We start from the raw sequence: 16,277 nt of genomic DNA, 5'->3' as shown, positions 1-16,277 counted from the left end.
CTCCTTCCGGACGACCCCCACCCCCTCCATCAAGCCAACCCGGCACGGGCCGGCCGGTGAGCGGGTCGCGGGTGGGTCAGCCGAGGAGACCTGCGTCGCGGGCGGCGCGCAGCGAAGGCTTGATGTGGTGGGTCGGTCCGACCTGGCCGGCGACCGCGTCGACGGTCTTCAGGCCTTCGCCGGTGTTGAAGACGACGGTCTCCGCGGTCGGGTCGAGCCGGCCGGATTCGACGAGCTTGCGGAGCACCGCAATGGTCACCCCGCCTGCGGTTTCGGCGAAGACGCCTGTGGTGCGGGCCAGGTCGCGGATGCCGGCGCGGATCTCGTCGTCGTCGGCGTACTCCATCCAGCCGCCGGTGCGGCGGACCGCTTCCAGGGCGTAGACGCCGGCGGCCGGGTCGCCGATGTTCAGCGACTTGGCGATGCCGGTGGGCTTGACCGGGATGATCGTGTCGGTGTCGGCGTGCAGCGCGGTGGCGATCGGGTTGCAGCCGGCGGACTGGGCGCCGAAGACCTTCCAGCCGCCGGCCGGCGCATCGACCAGGCCGATCTCCACCAACTCGGAGAACGCCTTGTCGATCTTGGTGAGCAGCTCGCCGCTGGCCATCGGGATGACCACCTGCGCCGGGATGCGCCAGCCGAGTTGTTCGGCCACCTCGTAGCCGAGGGTCTTGGAGCCCTCCGCGTAGTACGGCCGGACGTTCACGTTGACGAACGCGGTGTCCTCGAACTCGTCGGTCTCCACCAGTTCGCCGCAGAGCCGGTTGACGTCGTCGTACGAACCGTCGATGGCGACCAGTTCGCCACCGTAGACGGCGGTGGTGATGACCTTGCCCTGCTCGAGGTCACTGGGGATGAAGACCACCGAGGGCACCCCGGCGCGGGCGGCGTGCGCGGCCACCGAGTTGGCCAGGTTGCCGGTCGACGCGCAGGCGAACCGGGTGAAACCGAGCGCCTTCGCGGCGGTGAGCGCCACCGAGACGACCCGGTCCTTGAACGAGTGGGTCGGGTTGCCGCTGTCGTCCTTGACCCACAGCGATGCGGTGATGCCCAACTCGGCGGCGAGGCGCGGGGCCGCCACCAGCGGGGTCAGCCCCGGGTCGAGGGTGACCCGACTGGCCGGGTCCTGACCGGCGGGGAGCAGTGCGGCGTAGCGCCAGATGTTTTCCGGGCCGGCCTCGATCTGCTCGCGGGTGACGGTGGCCAGGGCGGCGGTGTCGTAGTCGACCTCCAGCGGGCCGAAACACTCGTAGCAGGCGTGCTGGGCGACGAGCGGGTAACGGGCCGAGCAGGCGCGACAGACCAGTGCGCGGGCGGGGCTGGCGGAGGTGTCGATGCCGGAGGCGGCGAGCGTCGACGTCATGTCGAGAGTCCTCTCATCTTTCCCCACATCGCACGGTGCGGCAGGGACGGAATTGGCACCTGCCCCGCGGGTCGCTCAGCGGTGAGCGCGCGGGGTGGTTGCCGGGGCGTCGTCGGGCCGTATCCCTCAGCCCCTCTGGATGAGGTATGCAGTTGTGCCGTCGAGTCTAGGCAACTATGTCCGCCGCCTCTACCGCGGATCCCACGCTGTGAGCCGAACAACTCAGCCAGTTACCGGCGGCGGCGCTCCCCGGCTGCGGCGCCTGGTCGCTGGTGGGGTGGGTCAGCGGGCGCTCACCGCGACCGGATCGACCACCGCTATCCGGTCCGTGATCGCGCTCGACTGCGGCGGCGACGAAGGCCGGATCCGGGCCCGGGTGGCGAGGTTCGCGGCGACCAGCGCACCGATCGTGATGGCGGCTCCGACCAGCTCGATGGGCTCCGGGCGGTAGCCGCGGACGATCTGCACCGCGAAGGTGGTGACCGGGACCAGGTTCATGAACAGCGCGGCGTTGGCGGCGCCGAGCCGCTGCACACCTGTGTTCCAGGCCAGGACCGCGATGACCGCGCCGACGACCACGGCGTACGCCAACTGCGGGGTGACCGCCGCGAGGTCGGCGGCGGCCGGCGCGTGCTGCCAGCCGAGGGCGTCCGCGCCGATGCTCGCGGCCAGCATGGCCGCCGTGCCGGCGAGCGCGGTCAGGGTGGTGAAGCGCAGCGGTGACCAGTCGCCGAACCGGCTGGCACCGTGCGTGTAGATGCCCCAGCCGAGCACCGCGCCGATCATCATCAGTCCACCGAGACCGAACTGGCCGAGCCCGGCCAGGCTCCCGCGGGTGATCACCAGGCCGACTCCGAAAAGCGCCACCAGGGAGAGGGCCAGCAGGAGCGGCTTCGGCCGTACGCCGTCCCGGGCCCACCGGACCAACTGGGTGATCAGCGGGGTGGTGGCCACGAAGAGAGCGATCTGCTGCGGGGCGGCGTGTTCGAGCGCCAGGTTGGTGAGCACGTTGAAGCCGGCGAAGCCGACCACGCCGAGCAGCACGATCTCGCCGGTCCGGCCGCCGTGCCGCAGCGCGCCGGCACCTTCGCGGAGCAGCAGAATCGCGACCAGGATGACGCTTGCGAGCAGGTAACGGGCGGTGGTCAGGTTGAGGGGGTCGACCCGGGTCAGCGCACTGGCCAGGACCGGGAACATCACGCCCCAACCGAGTACGGCGAGCAGCGGATAGGCGGCGGCGCGGGATCGCATCGTCAGCTCCAATGTTCGAGTATCGTCGAACCAACGACACCGACCATAGGGGCTTGTTCGATAGTTGTCGAACAAGGGTTACACTGGTCACATGGAGCCGCACGAACCCGACCTGACCGACGTACCGGTCACCACCGTGCTGACCGCACTCGCCGACGACGTGCGGCTGAAGATCGTGCGGGCGCTTGCCGAAGATGGCGAGGCGACCTGCGGCAGCTTCGACTTCGGCGTCTCCAAGGCGACCCGCAGCCATCACCTGAAAGTGCTGCGCGAGGCCGGCCTGACCCGCACCCGGGCCGCCGGCACCAGCCGCCTGGTCCGGCTCCGCCGCGACGAGCTGGACCGCCTCTACCCAGGTCTCCTGGACGCGGTGCTCAGTACGCACAACTCGGCCTGACGTTCCCGCTGGGTCGCCTCGGCCGTCGCGCTCCGGTGCGCGGCCCTCGCAAACCACCGGCGAGGACGGCCCCGACCGGGCGCGTCGCCGGAGCCGCCTCGTCGAGGCTCCGGCGACGCGCGGTACGGTGCGGTCAGATGACCATCGAGCTGGGCTCGGTTGCCGGCACCGCGGGCGCGGGCCGAACGTCGCGGCGACGGGCGAGCAGCGTGTCGAGTGCCCAGGAACCCGGGCCGAGGGCCGCGACCAGCAGGAACGACCAGCAGAAGAGGGCCGACAGCTCACCCCCGTTGTGCAGCGGCAGGAGGTCGTCCGGCTGGTGCACCACGAAGTAGGCGTACGCCATCGAGCCGGACGCGAGAAGAGCGGCGGGTCGGGTGAAGAGCCCGGCCAGCACCAGGGCGCCGCAGATCAGCTGGATCAGCGCGGCCCACCAGCCCGGCCAGGCGCCAGGGGGTATCGCCGTACCGGTCATCGGGTTGCCGCCGAACAACCCGAAGACCGAGGTCAGACCGTGCAACGTGAACAGCAGGCCGACCACGGTGCGGAACAGGGACAGGGTCGGCCCGCCGAGCCGAGAAACGTTCATCACAACCTCCATCGAAGGATCCGGATCTCTTCAATGTGAGGCATGAAACTATCGACGCTTACAAATTCCTTGCTAGTGGGAAAGTCCCCGGTCGGAATGTACCGGTGTCCACAGTCCGGGGTCGAGCGCCGGAAGCGCCGCAGGCGCACCGCCATAACCCCTGAGCTGTGGATAGGACCAAATCCGAGCCGCACCAACCGCCGTGGGCGCGCTCCCATACTGTGGGTACGGCCTACTCAACGGGCGCCCTTGGGCACGCGCCGGAATGCCCCGGCCTCCAGAAACCCGAGTCGATCATCACTAGACCGACCTCCTGCGGCACGCCCGCCCAAGCGCGGGGCCAAAACGGACGGCTCGTGCCCGGATCCTCACACTCCGCCCGTCGATCATGAGGTTATAGCTGCGACACGCCGAGATGAACAGCAATAACCTCATGATCGCCGGGCGGTCGGGCGGTCGGGCGGCGCGCGCTGCACCCTGGGACCGGCCACCTCGGCGCGTTGTGTGAAGCCGACCCCGCAGCCGTGGAAACATGTTCGGATGAGTCCTGACAGCCGCCGTCGTAAGCGCGCCAGGTCCGCCCGCTCTGGCCAGCAGGTCGTGCGTCGCGTCCGACCCGCCGACGTGATTCAGTGCGACTGCCCGGCGTGTTCAGATGCTGACTTTGATCCGGAGCACTTCATAGACGACCTGGTCGCCGAGGGTGCCGACCTGGTGAAGGCGGAGGATCCCGTCGAGGCCGAGTTGTTTGCCGCGACGTTCCTGTCCGCCGGTGACCTGGCCGGCGAAGGCTTCACCGAGGCGCTCAACGGGGACCTGCTGCCGGCCGTCGCCGACATCGCTACGCCGGAAGCGCTCGCGGTGCTGCTCGCGATCGACGCCGTCCGGCCGAGCACCGCCGCTGCGGCTGCCGCCCAGCGTCTGGTGGACGCGGGCGTGCCAGCGCCGAGTTGGGCCAGCGAGCTGCGTCAGCCTGTGCGGGTCGGCCCAGGTCGACGCTTCGCCGATCCGGCTGGCAGCGCGTCCATGCTCGTCTGCGACTTCGAGCGGGCCGGGCGCTCGTACGGCTTCGTCGTCCACGTCGACCACCTCGACTGTGACGCGGCGGCCGACATCGTGCTCTTTCCCGCCGATGCCATGAACGAGGTTGTCAGCACCATCCAGCAGAACGGCAATCGTGCCGGTCTGACGGTCGCCGAGGAGTTGTTGGACCCGGCCGAGTTTCGGTGGCAGGTCGAACGGGCCCTCGACGCCCGCGCGGACCACGACCAGGAACGTGACCCCGCGGAGTTCGACGACGAATTCGCCGACGAGGACGGACCGGGCTACCACATGCTGGCGGAGCTGCTGCGAGCCCGGATCCGCACGCTACCCGAGCCGACACGCCCGCCGGCCGAGCACGACGCCGACACCCGTCAACCCACCCTCGACCTGCTGGAGATGATGACCCAGTTCGCCGGGCAGACACAGCAGATCCAAACCCGCCCAGGTCGACGTACCGCCGGACAAAAGCTGCCGGCGAAACGGAAGAAGTCTGGCCCAGCCGCGCCCGTCTACCAGCTCAAGGTCGGTCTGCGGGGTGCGAAGCCGCCGATCTGGCGGCGTCTGGAACTGCCCGCCGACACCAGCCTGGCCGACCTGCACCACACCATTCAGGTGGCCTTCGGATGGCACGACTCCCACCTGCACGTCTTCGAGACCGCGTACGGCGACTTCGGGGTCGCCGACCGGGAGTTGGGCTACCGCGCCGAAGCCCCGGTGACCCTGGAACAGGTCGCGCCAAGCGTCGGCGACCGGTTCACATACACGTACGACTTCGGCGACGACTGGACACACGACATCGTCGTGGAGAAGGTGTTGGCTCGCCAGCCCATCACGTACCCACGCTGCACGGGCGGGCGGCGGGCGGCCCCGCCGGAAGACTGCGGCGGCATCTGGGGCTACGCCGAACTGGTCGAAGTGCTGAGCGATCCCGGCCACCCCGAGCACGGTGACCGGCTGGACTGGCTCGGACTGACCTCGGCCGCCGATTTCCAGCCCGCCCGGTTCGACGCCACCGAGATCACCCAAGCCCTCACCGAGGGGGGCAAAGAGTGACCGATCCTGCTGGTGAGTGACCGAGGCAACTGTCAACTCTGAGTTGGTAGTTCCCGCCGAGGGTGGCCGGCAGGCGCCGCGTGGGGGTCAAGGTCTACAACCTGGACATGATCCTGGCCGTTGGCGACGGGGGCACGCGATGGCACAGACGATTCAGCCCCACAGGCGCACCCGGAGGTCCGCCAGCCGGCAGGGCAGCGACGCCGCCCCGAATCTGGGGCAGCTCTACAGGGCCCAGTCAGGGGGACGGCAGGCCGGCGCGAGGCAGAGCTGCGGTGGGGGCCGGGCTGCGGTGGGACGCCCACATGGGCGAGGATCGGTGAATGATCATGGCAGCACGGCGACGGGCCAGCACAGCAGCACGGCGACGGGCCAGCACAGCGGTCGCCGCGGCCCTCCTACTCGGCGGCTGCACCCCCGGCGACCATCGGGGCCAGGGTGGGGACCCTTCGGGCCGGCCGCCGTCCGCACCGAGCCCGTCCACGAGCGCTGACCCGCTGGCCGACTGCCCGGCCTCCGGTGTCCGGATCCGCTCGACCGGTGGGGACGCCGCGATGGGCCTACGCGCCCTCGGCCTGGAGTTGGTCAACTGCGGCGACCGCCCGTACCAGCTCAACGGGTACCCGGTGCTGCACGTGTTCGACGACCAGCACGAGCCGGTCCTGCTACGCGTGGTCAACGGCGGCAAGGAGATCACCTCGGGCTTCGACCAACCGCCCCGGCAGATCACTCTCGCCCCCGACGAGCGGGCCACGGCCGTGGTGCTCTGGCGCAACCTGGTCACCGACTCGACGGTGGTGGCCACCAACGGCGAGTACCTGACGGTGGCGCCCGCAGCCGGGCAGCCGGGCGAAGAGGTCGACCCGGACGGGCCGATCGACCTGGGCAACACCGGCCGGATCGGCGTCAGCGCCTGGAAGAAGGCCGACCCGGCCACGCCGGTGCCGGACCGGCCGGCCCCGCCGCCGGTGCCCAGCGCGGTGCCGTCGTCGGTGAGCCCACCCGACAGCCGGCGGTGAGCCCCGCCGCTATGACGTGATGTCCTTGCGGGTGAAGCGCCAGAACGCCAGCCCCCAGAACAGCGTCGCGTAACCGATCGCCGAGATGCAGCCGCGCACCACGTCGTCGGTCTGCACCGGGGTGGAGAGCAGCCCCAGCCAGGCGGTGCTGAAGTGGGTGGGCAGGAAGTCCCGCAAGGCGCCCAGGGCGGTGATCTGGTCCAGGATGCTGGACAGGATCCAGAGCAACACCGCACCGCCGACCGCGCCGAGCGCGGCGTCCGTGGTCACCGACAGCAGGAACGCCAGCCCGGCCACCACAAGCAGTACGACCGCCAGGTAGCCGAGCACGGCCAGCAGCCGGAGCAGCCCCTCGGTGGGTTCCAGCTCGGCGGCGACCGTGCTGCGCAGCGGCGACCAGCCGTAGCGCAGGGTGCCGGCCAACAGCGCGGTGCCGGCCAACAGCACAAGAGCCAGCCCCGAGTACGCGAGCGCGACCACCAGCTTCACCGTCAACAACCGGGCCCGGGGCACCGGAATCGCCAGCAGATACCGCAGGCTGCCCCAACTCGCCTCACTGGCCACCGTGTCGCCACAGAACAGCGCGACGACCACCACCAGCAGGAACGACGCCGACACGAAGATCGAGAAGAGGGTGAAGTTGAGGCCGCCGGAGGTGGCCAGGTCGACCAGACTGGCGAACTCGTTGTTGCCGTTGTCGTCGTCGCCGCCGCCGGAGTTGAACTGGAACGCGATCAGGATGATCAGCGGCAGCAACACCATGAACCCGAGCGCCAGCTGGGTCCGCCGCCGGGACGCCTGTCGGCGGAACTCCGCCGCGAACGGCATGGTGGCCGACGGCCGATAGCCCTGGGCCGCACCCGCGTCGGAAACAACCATCACCGGTCACCGCTTCCCCGAGAGTTGTCGCCCACCAGGGCGAGGAACGCGTCCTCCAGGCGGCGCCGCGGCACCACCCGGTCCACCCCGATGCCGGCGCGTACCAGCTCGGCCACCACCTCGCTGCGGGCCGTGCCGTTCGTGTCGACGACCAACTGGCCGTCGCTCTCCGGCAGCACCCGCACCCCGTGCAGCCGGTCCAGCACCGCCCGCGCCGCCACCGGGTCGGTGACGTCGAACAGCACACTCGGCGACTCGCCCACGATCTCCTCCACCGGCCCGGACGCCACGATCCGGCCCTTGTTCACCACCACCGCGTGGGTGCAGGTCTGCTCCACCTCGGCCAACAGGTGGCTGGAGACCAGCACCGCCCGACCGTCCGTGGCGTAGCGCTGGAGCACCCGGCGCATCTCGGCGATCTGCGGCGGGTCGAGCCCGTCGGTCGGCTCGTCCAACACCAGCAGCTCGGGCAGGCCGAGCATGGCCTGGGCGATGGCGAGGCGCTGGCGCATACCGTGGCTGTAGTTCTTGATTTTCCGCTGTACGGAGTCACCCAGACCGGCGATCTCCAGGGCCGCGTCGAACTGGGCGTCCTCCCACGGCCGGCCGGTGGCCCGCCAGTACGCCTTCAGGTTCTCCAACCCGGACAGGTGCGGCAGGAAGCCGGGCCCCTCGACAAGCGCGCCGATCCGGGACAGCACCGGCGAGCCGGGCACCAGCCGGCGACCGAAGACGTAGATCTCTCCGGCGGTCGGTTGGGTCAACCCCATCAGCACCCGCAGGGTGGTGGTCTTGCCGGCGCCGTTGGGTCCGAGCAGACCGACCACCTGACCGGGGTGCACCTCGAAGTCGACGTTCGACACCGCCACGAAGCCGTCCGCGTACTCCTTGCGCAACGCGCGCACGGCCAACGGCGTGTCCGCGTACTCCGGATGCACCGACCGGTCCTGGCGGCGATGCCGGCGGCGAAGCACGGCGACGACCACGACGAGGCCGATCACGATGGCGGCGAGCAGACCGGCGAGCACCCAGCGCCAGAGCGTCGCGGCGGTGGGAATCGGCTCGCCGTCGACAGTGGGCAGGGTGACCGCGCCGTCCGCCGACACGGTGTAGACGGTCGGCTCGGCGGGCGTGGTGTACGCCTGGTCCGAGGTGGCCACCACCAGTCGCAGCCGGTGCCCGGCCTCCACCCGGCGGACGATCCCGGGCAGCGTCACGGTGACCGGCCTGGCGTCCTGCACGCGTTGCGGCAGGCCGGTGAGTCGGATCGGGGCGACCAGCCCGTTCGGCAGGGTCGCCGCGCCGTCCTTGTCGACGTCGTAGAGCTTGACGAAGAGCACCGCCGTGCCGGTCGGCGATGCGGCGCGCAGGGTGACGGTGGGTGCACCCGCCACGTCCACCGCCTCGGTCAGCGGTGTCGACTCGAACCGGGCGTGTTGGCCGGGCACGTCACCGGCCACGCCGTCCAGCAGGGAGGTGAGCCCACCGGCGAACGGGACCGAGGAGATGGCGGCCGGGTTGCCGTTCGGCGGATTCGCGATCGGCTGTGCCGGGCCGGCGACCGTGACCTCCCGGCGGGCGTTGCCGGCCAGGCCCGGATAGTCCGCGCGGCGGAATCCGGTGGCGACCAGACCCCGGTCGAGCGCGTCGAACCCGGCGATCCGCGACCAGGTGAAGTCGTCTCCTGGCGCGTCGCCCTCGCCCTTGACGTAGTGGTCCAGCCACTGGACGGTCAGGAACTTCACCCGGTCCTCGTCGGAGCGAGGTCCACTGCCACCGTCGTGCCCGCCGGTGAACCAGGCGACCCGCACCGGGGTCCCGGTGGCGGCGATGCCCTTCGCGTTCGCGTCCGCCTCGCCGAGGGGAAACAGCGTGTCCGCCTCGCCCTGCACCAGCAGGGTGGGCGCCTTGATCCGGTCCAGCACACCGGCCGGGCTGGAGCGGCGCAGCAGGTCCACGGCCGCCTGGTCGGCCCGCCCGGTGGTGGCGATCCGCAGGTACGCGGCACACACGTCGGCGGCGAACCGGCCGCAGGAGGGGTCGGCCGCACCGGCCGGGGCACCACCGGGACCGGTGCCCGGACCGGCGCCCGGCCCCGGGCTGGGCGGGCCGGCCGACGCCGGTGCGCCCTGCGGCTGGGCGGCGGTGCCGCCGGAGAGCCCCGCCGGGCCGGAGCCCACGTTGCCGCCGCCGCCGAAGAAGAGACCGGCCCAGCCCTTCTTGAACACACCCTCGGTCGGCGCCAAGCCGGTGCTCTCCGGCAGGAAGGCGCGGGACAGGTCGTTCCAGGTGATCATGGGAACGATCGCGTCGACCCGCTGGTCCTGGGCGGCGAGCAGCAGCGCCAACCCACCGCCGTACGAGCCGCCGACCACACCGACCTTCGGGTCACCGGCGGCGTCGGTACGCACCTCCGGCCGGGCGGCCAGCCAGTCCAGCAGCCGAGACGCGTCGCGCACCTCGTAGTCCGGGTTGTCCAGGTGGATCTCGCCGCCACTGTGGCCGAACCCCCGCGCGGTCCAGGTGAGTACCGCGTAGCCGCGCCCGGCGAACTCCTCGGCGTCGGAGCGCACCGACTCCTTCGTGCCGCCGAACCCGTGTGCCAACATCACCGCCGGGACCTTCCGACCGGACGAGGCGTCGGCGGGCAGGTAGAAGGTCGTGTCCAGATCCACCGGCTGGTCGTCGGACGGTCCGGAGCGGACGGTGAGCATCTCGCTCGTGCTCCGTACGCCCGGTCCCTGTGGCCACACCACCCAGGTCACGGCGGCAGCCAGCAGCACGACGGCCGCCGCTGCGGCGATCGTGCGGCGGCGGGTGGGCAGGGCACGCCGGAACCACGCGGCCGGCGACGGCGTTGTCATGCGGCACACGCTACGGCCCGCAGCCTGAGCGTTGGCTGAGATCCGCCGTACGTCCGTCCGGTTGCCCCGATCGGTGCGCGGGCGGCAGCGAGCGCGCCATGTCCGGCGCGGCCCAGTGAGTTGAGTTCGGATCCCGTGAATTCCGATCTTTGCCGGATATCCCCCTGGATCCCTCCATGTCACACCCACTGCCGAAACGGAGCGTGTCGGGAACGCGGGCGAATGGTGACATTGCTCGAAGTGACGCGAACCTGACTCGTCCACCTCGGCCTGACCAGCAGGGGGGTCGGTTAGTTTTCCGGTCCGGTGCACGGGACTTGTCGGGCCGCCCGACGCCGCGCCGACCCGCGCCCCATGCCGGAGGAGACACCACCATGACAGTCCCCGCGCCGCGGGCCCGTCGACGTCCGTCCACCCTGGGCCGACTGCTGCCGTTGCTGCTCATCGGGGCACTACTGGCACCCGTGGGCCTGCTGGTCACGTCCGCCTGGCGGCAGACCACCGACGACCGGAACCTGGCCGTCCGGGAGCGACTCGGCGTGCAGTACCTCACCGCGCTGGGCTCGGTCACCGACGCCCTGGTGGAGGCCCAGTCCGCCGCGATCAGCAATCGACAGGTGTCCGGCGACCCGCTGAACCGGGCGGTCGAGGAGGCCGCCGCGGTGGACGCCCGCATCGGCGACGAGCTGCTCAGCCAGGAACGCTGGGCCGGGGTACGGGCCAAGCTGGAGGCGCTGCGCGGCCGCAGCCCCGCCGACCCGGAGGCCGCCTACACGGCGTACAGCGAGGTCTCGGACCTGTTGCTGGCACTGCACCGCAAGGTTCGGGAGAGTTCCGGGCTGGTCCGCGATCCCGTCGCTGACTCCTTCTTCCTCCAGGACAGCGCCGGCCAGGAACTGCCCGAGGCGGTGGTGGCCGCCGGCCGGCTCGCCGACCTGGGCACGCTTGTCGCCCGCCGGCCGGCCGCCGAGCAACCACGCGGCCTGATGGAGCTGACCGGGATGCGGGTCGCCGCCCTGGCACCCGCCGGTGACCTCGTCGACAACCTGCGCTCCGCCGTGGACGGCTCGGAGAGCACCGACCTCGGCGCCAACGTGCTGACCCCACTCGACACCTATCAACGCTCGGTGGAGGCGCTTGCCGCGTACTCCACCCCGGCCAAGGACACGAGCGTGGTGGACCCCGGTCAGTTGAGCGCCGCCGGGCTCAACACGCACCGCGCGGCCCGCCAACTCCAGCCGGTCATCCTCGCCGAGCTGGACGCCCTGCTCGTCGAGCGCATCGACGAGTTCGACCGGGACCGCTGGCTGATCGGCGGGGCCGGGGCGTTCGCCCTGCTGCTGCTGGGCTGGCTCGCCGCGCTGCTGCTGGCCGCCCGTGGCCGGGCCCGACGCCGGGCGACGATGGCCGCGAACCACGCGGAGAGCGCCGACGCCCCGTCGCCGACAGATTCCTGGCAGCCGGTGCCCAGCGACCCACGCGCGCTGCAACCGGCCGGCGTGGCCCGCGACTCGGAGCCCGCGCAGTGGGGGGCCTTCGATGCTGCTCGGTAGGCTCCGGATCCGCGGCAAGCTCGCGCTGCTCGTGGTGATCCCACTGCTCAGCATGGTCGGCCTGGCCGTGCCCGTGATGCTCGACCGGGTGGCCGCGGCGCAGCGGGCCAGCGACACCGCCGAGCGGGTACGGCTCGCCAGCCGGGTCGGCAGCCTGGTCCAGGACCTGCAACAGGAACGCATCCTCTCGGTCGGTTTCCTGCTCGGCCGGGTCGAGCGCGGCGAGGTGGTCCGCAAGTCCGCCGACGTGGACGACCGGGTGGCCGACCTGCGGGCCGGACGCAGCGGCGCGCTCACCGACCGCGTCGACCGCGCCCTGGACGGCGTGTCCAGCCTCATCGACCTGCGCACGTCCGTGCTGGCCCGGGTCGCGAACCCGGGCCAGGTGATGGAGGCTTTCGGCCCGGTGAACGTCGGGTTGATCGAATCGCTGCGGCTGGTCTTCGGCGTCGACACCGAGACGCTGCCGGGTCGTCAGGTGCTCGCTCTCGACGGGCTGCTCCGCGTCGACGAGGGCCTGGGCGCGTGCGCCACCCTGAGCCTGCTGGTCAAGGCGATCGGCAGCTCGGACACCATCGCCGGGTACGTGGCGTGCATCGCCGCCCTCCAGGTCGACAACCAGCGCTTCCGCAGCCTGATCACACCCGAGCAGCTCATGGTGGCCCAGCTCAACGATGCTGCGGTGGCCGCGCGTACCAGCTCCGACTTCCTGGTCAGGAGCGCCCGGGACCCGGCCGCCGCGGTCCGCGACGTGCCGATGGAGGCGCTCTTCCCGGCCGTCCGCACGATGATCCGGCTCGGCCAGTTCGTGGAAAAGAAGCTTGTCGCCGACGTGCTCACCGAGGTGACCGCCGACCAGCGACGCGCGCTGACGGCCGCGTACCTGGTCGGGGCCACCACGGCGCTGATCCTGGCGTTGGTGGTGCTGCTCAGCGCGGCTGTCGCGCGGACGGTGGCCCGACCGCTGACCCGACTCACCCGCTCGGCCGACCGGGTCGCCCGGGTCGCCGAGGCGGAGCTGGTCCGGGTCACCGACGACGAGGGCGAGAGCCCCCAGCCGGTGCGGCTGGAACCTGTGGACATCCGGGCCAACGACGAGATCGGTGACCTGGCGCGGGCCTTCGACCGGGTGCAGAGCACCGCCGCACGGCTGGTCGAGCGGCAGGTCGCCGGCCGACGCAACGTGGCGCAGATGTTCGGCCACGTCGGGCGGCGTACCCAGAACCTGGTGGGTCGGCAGATCGCGCTCATCGACCGGCTGGAGCAGCAGGAGGCCGACCCGGGCCGGCTGGAGCACCTGTACCGGCTCGACCACATCTCCAGCCGGTTGCGGCGCAACGCCGGCAGCCTGGTGGTGCTCTCCGGTTCGGCCGGCGCCGACGCCCACACCGCGCCGGTGCCGTTGGCCGACGTGGTCCGGTTGGCGCTCGGTGAGATCGAGGACTACACCCGGGTGGAGGTGCGGGTGCCGGCGGGCATCTCGGCCGCGCCGGCAGTCGTCGGCGACCTCATCCTGGCGCTGGCCGAACTCATGGAGAACGCCACCGCCTTCTCGCCGCCGCACACCCGGGTGCTGGTGGCCGCCGAAACGTCCGGCGTCGGCGCGCGGATCACCGTCGTGGACCACGGCATCGGCATGGGCGAGCAACGGCTGGCCGAGGAGAACGCCCGGATCACCCGCCGGGAACGACTCGACCTGGCGCCAACCGAGGTGCTCGGTCTGTTCGTGGTGGGCCGGTTGGCCCGCCGCCACGGCTGGGAGGTGGGCCTGGCCGCCACCGCCGGCGGCGGGGTGACGGCACACCTGGAGATCCCGTCGACGTCACTCGTGCTGCGCCGCGCCGACCCGGCCGGGAGCACCGTCGCCCGGGCCTCGGTGCCGGAACGGGACAGGCGTACGGCGGCCGCGTCCGAGCGCGCCGCGCGGTCCGTCACGGCGACCGTCGACGAGCCGGCCCGCTTCGACTCGGACCTGCTCAACCGGGCCACCCGCAGCCTGGAGGCCAGCCCGTCCTGGAACGCGTTCGGACCCGGCCAGCCGCAACAGCAGCCCGTGGCGACCCCCCAGGAGCCGGAACCGTCGGCCGCACCGAGCACACCGCGGGTCCAGGAGCCGGAACCGTCGGGCGCGCCGAGCACACCGCGGGTCCGACAGCGGGTGCCCGGGGCCAGCCTGCACGCCACCGCCACGCCACCCCGGCCGGTGGACGCCACCGGCGCGGACCCCGCCGCCGCCCGGGCGCTTGTCGAGGCGTTCCAGGCCGGCGTACGCCGGGCCGAGCGCAACGGCGCAGACCTCCCGCGCACACCGGGAGGCGTGGGCCCTACCGTGGCCGGTGGCGCCGGTCCGTCCGACGCCACCCCGGGTCGGCCCCGACTGAGCCGACGGGTGCCGGGGGCGAACCTCACGGTCGTCCCGGCCTGTCAGCCACCCAGTACGCACCTCGGTGACCCGGCCGAGGTCCGCAAGCGCATCAGCGAGTTCGAGGAGGGCGTGGCCCGCGCCCTCCGCGAAGTCGGCCCAGACCGCCGGAACGAAGAAGGATCATCACGGTGACCAGTCCCTTCCTGCACGACAACGTCGACCAGAGTCAGTCCGGCGCCAGCGGGGACCTCAGCCCGGAGGCCCGTACGTTCAACTGGTTGCTGGACTCCTTCACCTCCGGCACGGCCGGCGTCCTGGAGGCGATCGCGGTCTCCTCGGACGGCCTGCTGATGGCCATGTCGGCGATCAAGGACCGGTCCAACGCGGAGCGGTTGGCCGCGGTCGTCTCCGGGATGACGAGTCTCGCCGGTGGGGCGGCCAGTTGGTACGCGCTCGGCGGCCTGAACCGGGTGATCGTCGACATGGCCGACGGCTACCTGCTGATCAGCGCGATCAGCAGCGGTTCCGTGCTCGGGGTGGTCGCCGACCGGTCCGCCAACCTGGGCACCGTCGCGTACGAGATGACGCTCTTCGCCGGGCGGGCCGGTGGCGCCCTGACCCCGCGGCTGATCGTCGAGTTGAAGAACGCCGTTCAGCAGTGACCCCCGACGTCGCCGGTGAGGATCCGGACCCGGAACCGAGGACCCGGATCCGCCCGTACCTGCACACGGCTTCCGCGACCGACGCGGCCGAGGTGGTGGCGCCGGCGTCGCCGGAGCCGGACGGTGGTCGGCCGGCCGGTCCCCGTCCGTTCGTGCTCACCTCCGGACGGGTGGCGGGCGCCGACCCGGCGATCGGGCTGGAGACGCAGGTGACCGCGCGTACGGATGATGGTTGGCCGACCGGCGCGCGCGGTGCCCTGCTGGCACCGGAATCCCAGGCGATCATCGCGCTCTGCGCCGAACCGATCTCGGTCGCCGAGATCTCGGCCCGCGCCCGGTTGCACCTCGGTGTGACGCGGGTCCTGGTCGGCGACCTACGGGCGGCCGGACACCTGGACGTGCACGTCGGCGACACCAACGACGCCGCCGACCCCGACCTCATCCTGCGAGTGATTGATGGACTCCGTGCGATCTCCTGAATGGCCGGTCGCCCCGCTCGGCGGGGTCGCCGCAAACAGCGCCGCCGCCCGTTACGTCACGCCGGGCAGCGGGCCGGCGGTCGGACGCGCCGGCCCGCCGCCACCGCCGTACCAGCCGCCGTCCGGCGCGGGGACGTCCTCGCCGCCGGTCGGTAAGCCGGCGGCACCGCCGATCCCGGTCAAGATCCTGGTGGCCGGTGGGTTCGGGGTGGGCAAGACCACCACCGTGGGTGCGATCTCCGAGATCGCTCCCCTGACCACCGAGGCCGAGATGACGAGCGCCGGGATCGGCGTGGACGATCCGGGTGTCCGCTCCACGAAGACCACCACGACGGTGGCGATGGACTTCGGCTGCGTGACGATCGATCGCAGTCTGAAGCTCTACCTGTTCGGCACGCCGGGGCAGGCCCGGTTCGGCTTCATGTGGGACGACCTGGCCCGCGGGGCGCTCGGCGCGCTGGTGGTGGTGGACAGCGCGAGGCTGGACGACTGCTTCCCCGCGATCGACTTCTTCGAACGGGCCGGGCTGCCGTTCGTGGTCGGGGTCAACGCCTTCGACGGGCGGCTGGCCCTGGAACTCGGCGAGATCCGCTGGGCGCTGGCCATCGGTGACAACGTGCCGCTTGTGCAGTTCGACGCCCGGGACCGGCTCTCGGTGCGGGACGCCCTGCTTGTCGTCCTGGACCGCGCGCTGGAACGTGCCACCCGGGACAGGCAAGCCTGAGCCGACCGGCTCCGGCCGTGCGGGAAGAGGTGATC

13 protein-coding genes and 1 riboswitch are annotated in these 16,277 nt (G+C 71.8%); of the genes, 8 read left to right on the top strand and 5 right to left on the bottom strand.

Annotated elements, in window-relative coordinates:
• Positions 1-76 precede the first annotated feature (76 nt).
• A complete protein-coding gene (thrC, locus tag ACLQ29_RS13040) occupies positions 77-1,363 on the bottom strand; it encodes a threonine synthase (RefSeq protein ID WP_425771848.1) in 1,287 nt (428 codons plus the stop codon).
• A 10-nt stretch (positions 1,364-1,373) separates the two neighbouring features.
• Positions 1,374-1,509: riboswitch (SAM riboswitch) on the bottom strand.
• Positions 1,510-1,645: 136 nt separating this feature from the next.
• Positions 1,646-2,614: a DMT family transporter gene (locus ACLQ29_RS13035; RefSeq protein WP_425771847.1), complete on the bottom strand. Its 969-nt coding sequence runs from the start codon at positions 2,612-2,614 to the stop codon at positions 1,646-1,648.
• 91 nt (positions 2,615-2,705) lie between these two features.
• Between ACLQ29_RS13035 and ACLQ29_RS13030 the strand changes: the two genes are divergently transcribed.
• On the top strand, positions 2,706-3,011 hold the full coding sequence (locus ACLQ29_RS13030; protein WP_425771846.1) for an ArsR/SmtB family transcription factor: 306 nt from the start codon (positions 2,706-2,708) through the stop codon (positions 3,009-3,011).
• A gap of 133 nt (positions 3,012-3,144) precedes the next feature.
• Here ACLQ29_RS13030 and ACLQ29_RS13025 read toward each other — a convergent pair whose 3' ends face one another.
• On the bottom strand, positions 3,145-3,600 hold the full coding sequence (locus ACLQ29_RS13025) for a DoxX family protein (protein WP_425771845.1): 456 nt from the start codon (positions 3,598-3,600) through the stop codon (positions 3,145-3,147).
• Positions 3,601-4,140: 540 nt separating this feature from the next.
• On the opposite strand from ACLQ29_RS13025, the gene ACLQ29_RS13020 reads away from it, so the two are divergent.
• Positions 4,141-5,697: a plasmid pRiA4b ORF-3 family protein gene (locus tag ACLQ29_RS13020; RefSeq protein ID WP_425771844.1), complete on the top strand. Its 1,557-nt coding sequence runs from the start codon at positions 4,141-4,143 to the stop codon at positions 5,695-5,697.
• Between the two features lie 323 nt (positions 5,698-6,020).
• Positions 6,021-6,716: a DUF4232 domain-containing protein gene (locus tag ACLQ29_RS13015; protein ID WP_425771843.1), complete on the top strand. Its 696-nt coding sequence runs from the start codon at positions 6,021-6,023 to the stop codon at positions 6,714-6,716.
• Positions 6,717-6,725: 9 nt separating this feature from the next.
• Here ACLQ29_RS13015 and ACLQ29_RS13010 read toward each other — a convergent pair whose 3' ends face one another.
• Together ACLQ29_RS13010 and ACLQ29_RS13005 are read right to left on the bottom strand one after the other, a co-directional pair.
• Positions 6,726-7,595: an ABC transporter permease gene (locus tag ACLQ29_RS13010; RefSeq protein ID WP_425771842.1), complete on the bottom strand. Its 870-nt coding sequence runs from the start codon at positions 7,593-7,595 to the stop codon at positions 6,726-6,728.
• Positions 7,595-10,459, bottom strand: coding sequence for an alpha/beta fold hydrolase (locus tag ACLQ29_RS13005; RefSeq protein WP_425771841.1), 2,865 nt, complete (start codon positions 10,457-10,459; stop codon positions 7,595-7,597). The genes ACLQ29_RS13010 and ACLQ29_RS13005 overlap by 1 nt, the downstream gene beginning before the upstream one ends.
• Positions 10,460-10,833: 374 nt before the next feature.
• On the opposite strand from ACLQ29_RS13005, the gene ACLQ29_RS13000 reads away from it, so the two are divergent.
• From ACLQ29_RS13000 to ACLQ29_RS12980, 5 genes are read left to right on the top strand one after another with little or no spacing between them, the layout of a single operon-like run.
• Entirely contained in the window at positions 10,834-12,012 is a 1,179-nt protein-coding gene (locus ACLQ29_RS13000) for a hypothetical protein (protein WP_425771840.1), read from the top strand.
• Positions 11,999-14,569 (top strand): sensor histidine kinase, encoded by a 2,571-nt coding sequence (locus tag ACLQ29_RS12995; protein WP_425771839.1) that lies wholly within the window; start codon positions 11,999-12,001, stop codon positions 14,567-14,569. Before ACLQ29_RS13000 ends, ACLQ29_RS12995 begins: the two co-directional genes overlap by 14 nt.
• On the top strand, positions 14,566-15,039 hold the full coding sequence (locus tag ACLQ29_RS12990; protein WP_355027544.1) for a roadblock/LC7 domain-containing protein: 474 nt from the start codon (positions 14,566-14,568) through the stop codon (positions 15,037-15,039). Before ACLQ29_RS12995 ends, ACLQ29_RS12990 begins: the two co-directional genes overlap by 4 nt.
• The gene (locus tag ACLQ29_RS12985; protein WP_425771838.1) at positions 15,036-15,518 is read left to right on the top strand and encodes a DUF742 domain-containing protein; all 483 of its coding nucleotides are present in this window, start codon (positions 15,036-15,038) and stop codon (positions 15,516-15,518) included. The genes ACLQ29_RS12990 and ACLQ29_RS12985 overlap by 4 nt, the downstream gene beginning before the upstream one ends.
• Positions 15,496-16,242 (top strand): GTP-binding protein, encoded by a 747-nt coding sequence (locus ACLQ29_RS12980; protein ID WP_425771837.1) that lies wholly within the window; start codon positions 15,496-15,498, stop codon positions 16,240-16,242. The genes ACLQ29_RS12985 and ACLQ29_RS12980 overlap by 23 nt, the downstream gene beginning before the upstream one ends.
• Positions 16,243-16,277 lie beyond the last annotated feature (35 nt).

The organism is Micromonospora sp. DT228 (assembly GCF_049841595.1).
GTDB lineage: Bacteria > Actinomycetota > Actinomycetes > Mycobacteriales > Micromonosporaceae > Micromonospora.
The sequence above is the reverse complement of the archived record's forward strand: the minus strand, read 5'-3'. Positions and strand labels throughout refer to the sequence as shown.

Excerpts from the sequence above, each read along its gene's own strand:
- ACLQ29_RS12995 (WP_425771839.1), top strand. The coding sequence starts at position 11,999 with ATGCTGCTCGGTAGGCTCCGGATCCGCGGCAAGCTCGCGCTGCTCGTG.
- ACLQ29_RS13020 (WP_425771844.1), top strand. The coding sequence starts at position 4,141 with ATGAGTCCTGACAGCCGCCGTCGTAAGCGCGCCAGGTCCGCCCGCTCT.
- thrC (WP_425771848.1), bottom strand. The coding sequence starts at position 1,363 with ATGACGTCGACGCTCGCCGCCTCCGGCATCGACACCTCCGCCAGCCCC.
- ACLQ29_RS13030 (WP_425771846.1), top strand. The coding sequence starts at position 2,706 with ATGGAGCCGCACGAACCCGACCTGACCGACGTACCGGTCACCACCGTG.
- ACLQ29_RS13010 (WP_425771842.1), bottom strand. The coding sequence starts at position 7,595 with ATGGTTGTTTCCGACGCGGGTGCGGCCCAGGGCTATCGGCCGTCGGCC.
- ACLQ29_RS13000 (WP_425771840.1), top strand. The coding sequence starts at position 10,834 with ATGACAGTCCCCGCGCCGCGGGCCCGTCGACGTCCGTCCACCCTGGGC.
- ACLQ29_RS12980 (WP_425771837.1), top strand. The coding sequence starts at position 15,496 with ATGGACTCCGTGCGATCTCCTGAATGGCCGGTCGCCCCGCTCGGCGGG.
- ACLQ29_RS13025 (WP_425771845.1), bottom strand. The coding sequence starts at position 3,600 with ATGAACGTTTCTCGGCTCGGCGGGCCGACCCTGTCCCTGTTCCGCACC.
- ACLQ29_RS13005 (WP_425771841.1), bottom strand. The coding sequence starts at position 10,459 with ATGACAACGCCGTCGCCGGCCGCGTGGTTCCGGCGTGCCCTGCCCACC.
- ACLQ29_RS13035 (WP_425771847.1), bottom strand. The coding sequence starts at position 2,614 with ATGCGATCCCGCGCCGCCGCCTATCCGCTGCTCGCCGTACTCGGTTGG.
- ACLQ29_RS13015 (WP_425771843.1), top strand. The coding sequence starts at position 6,021 with ATGATCATGGCAGCACGGCGACGGGCCAGCACAGCAGCACGGCGACGG.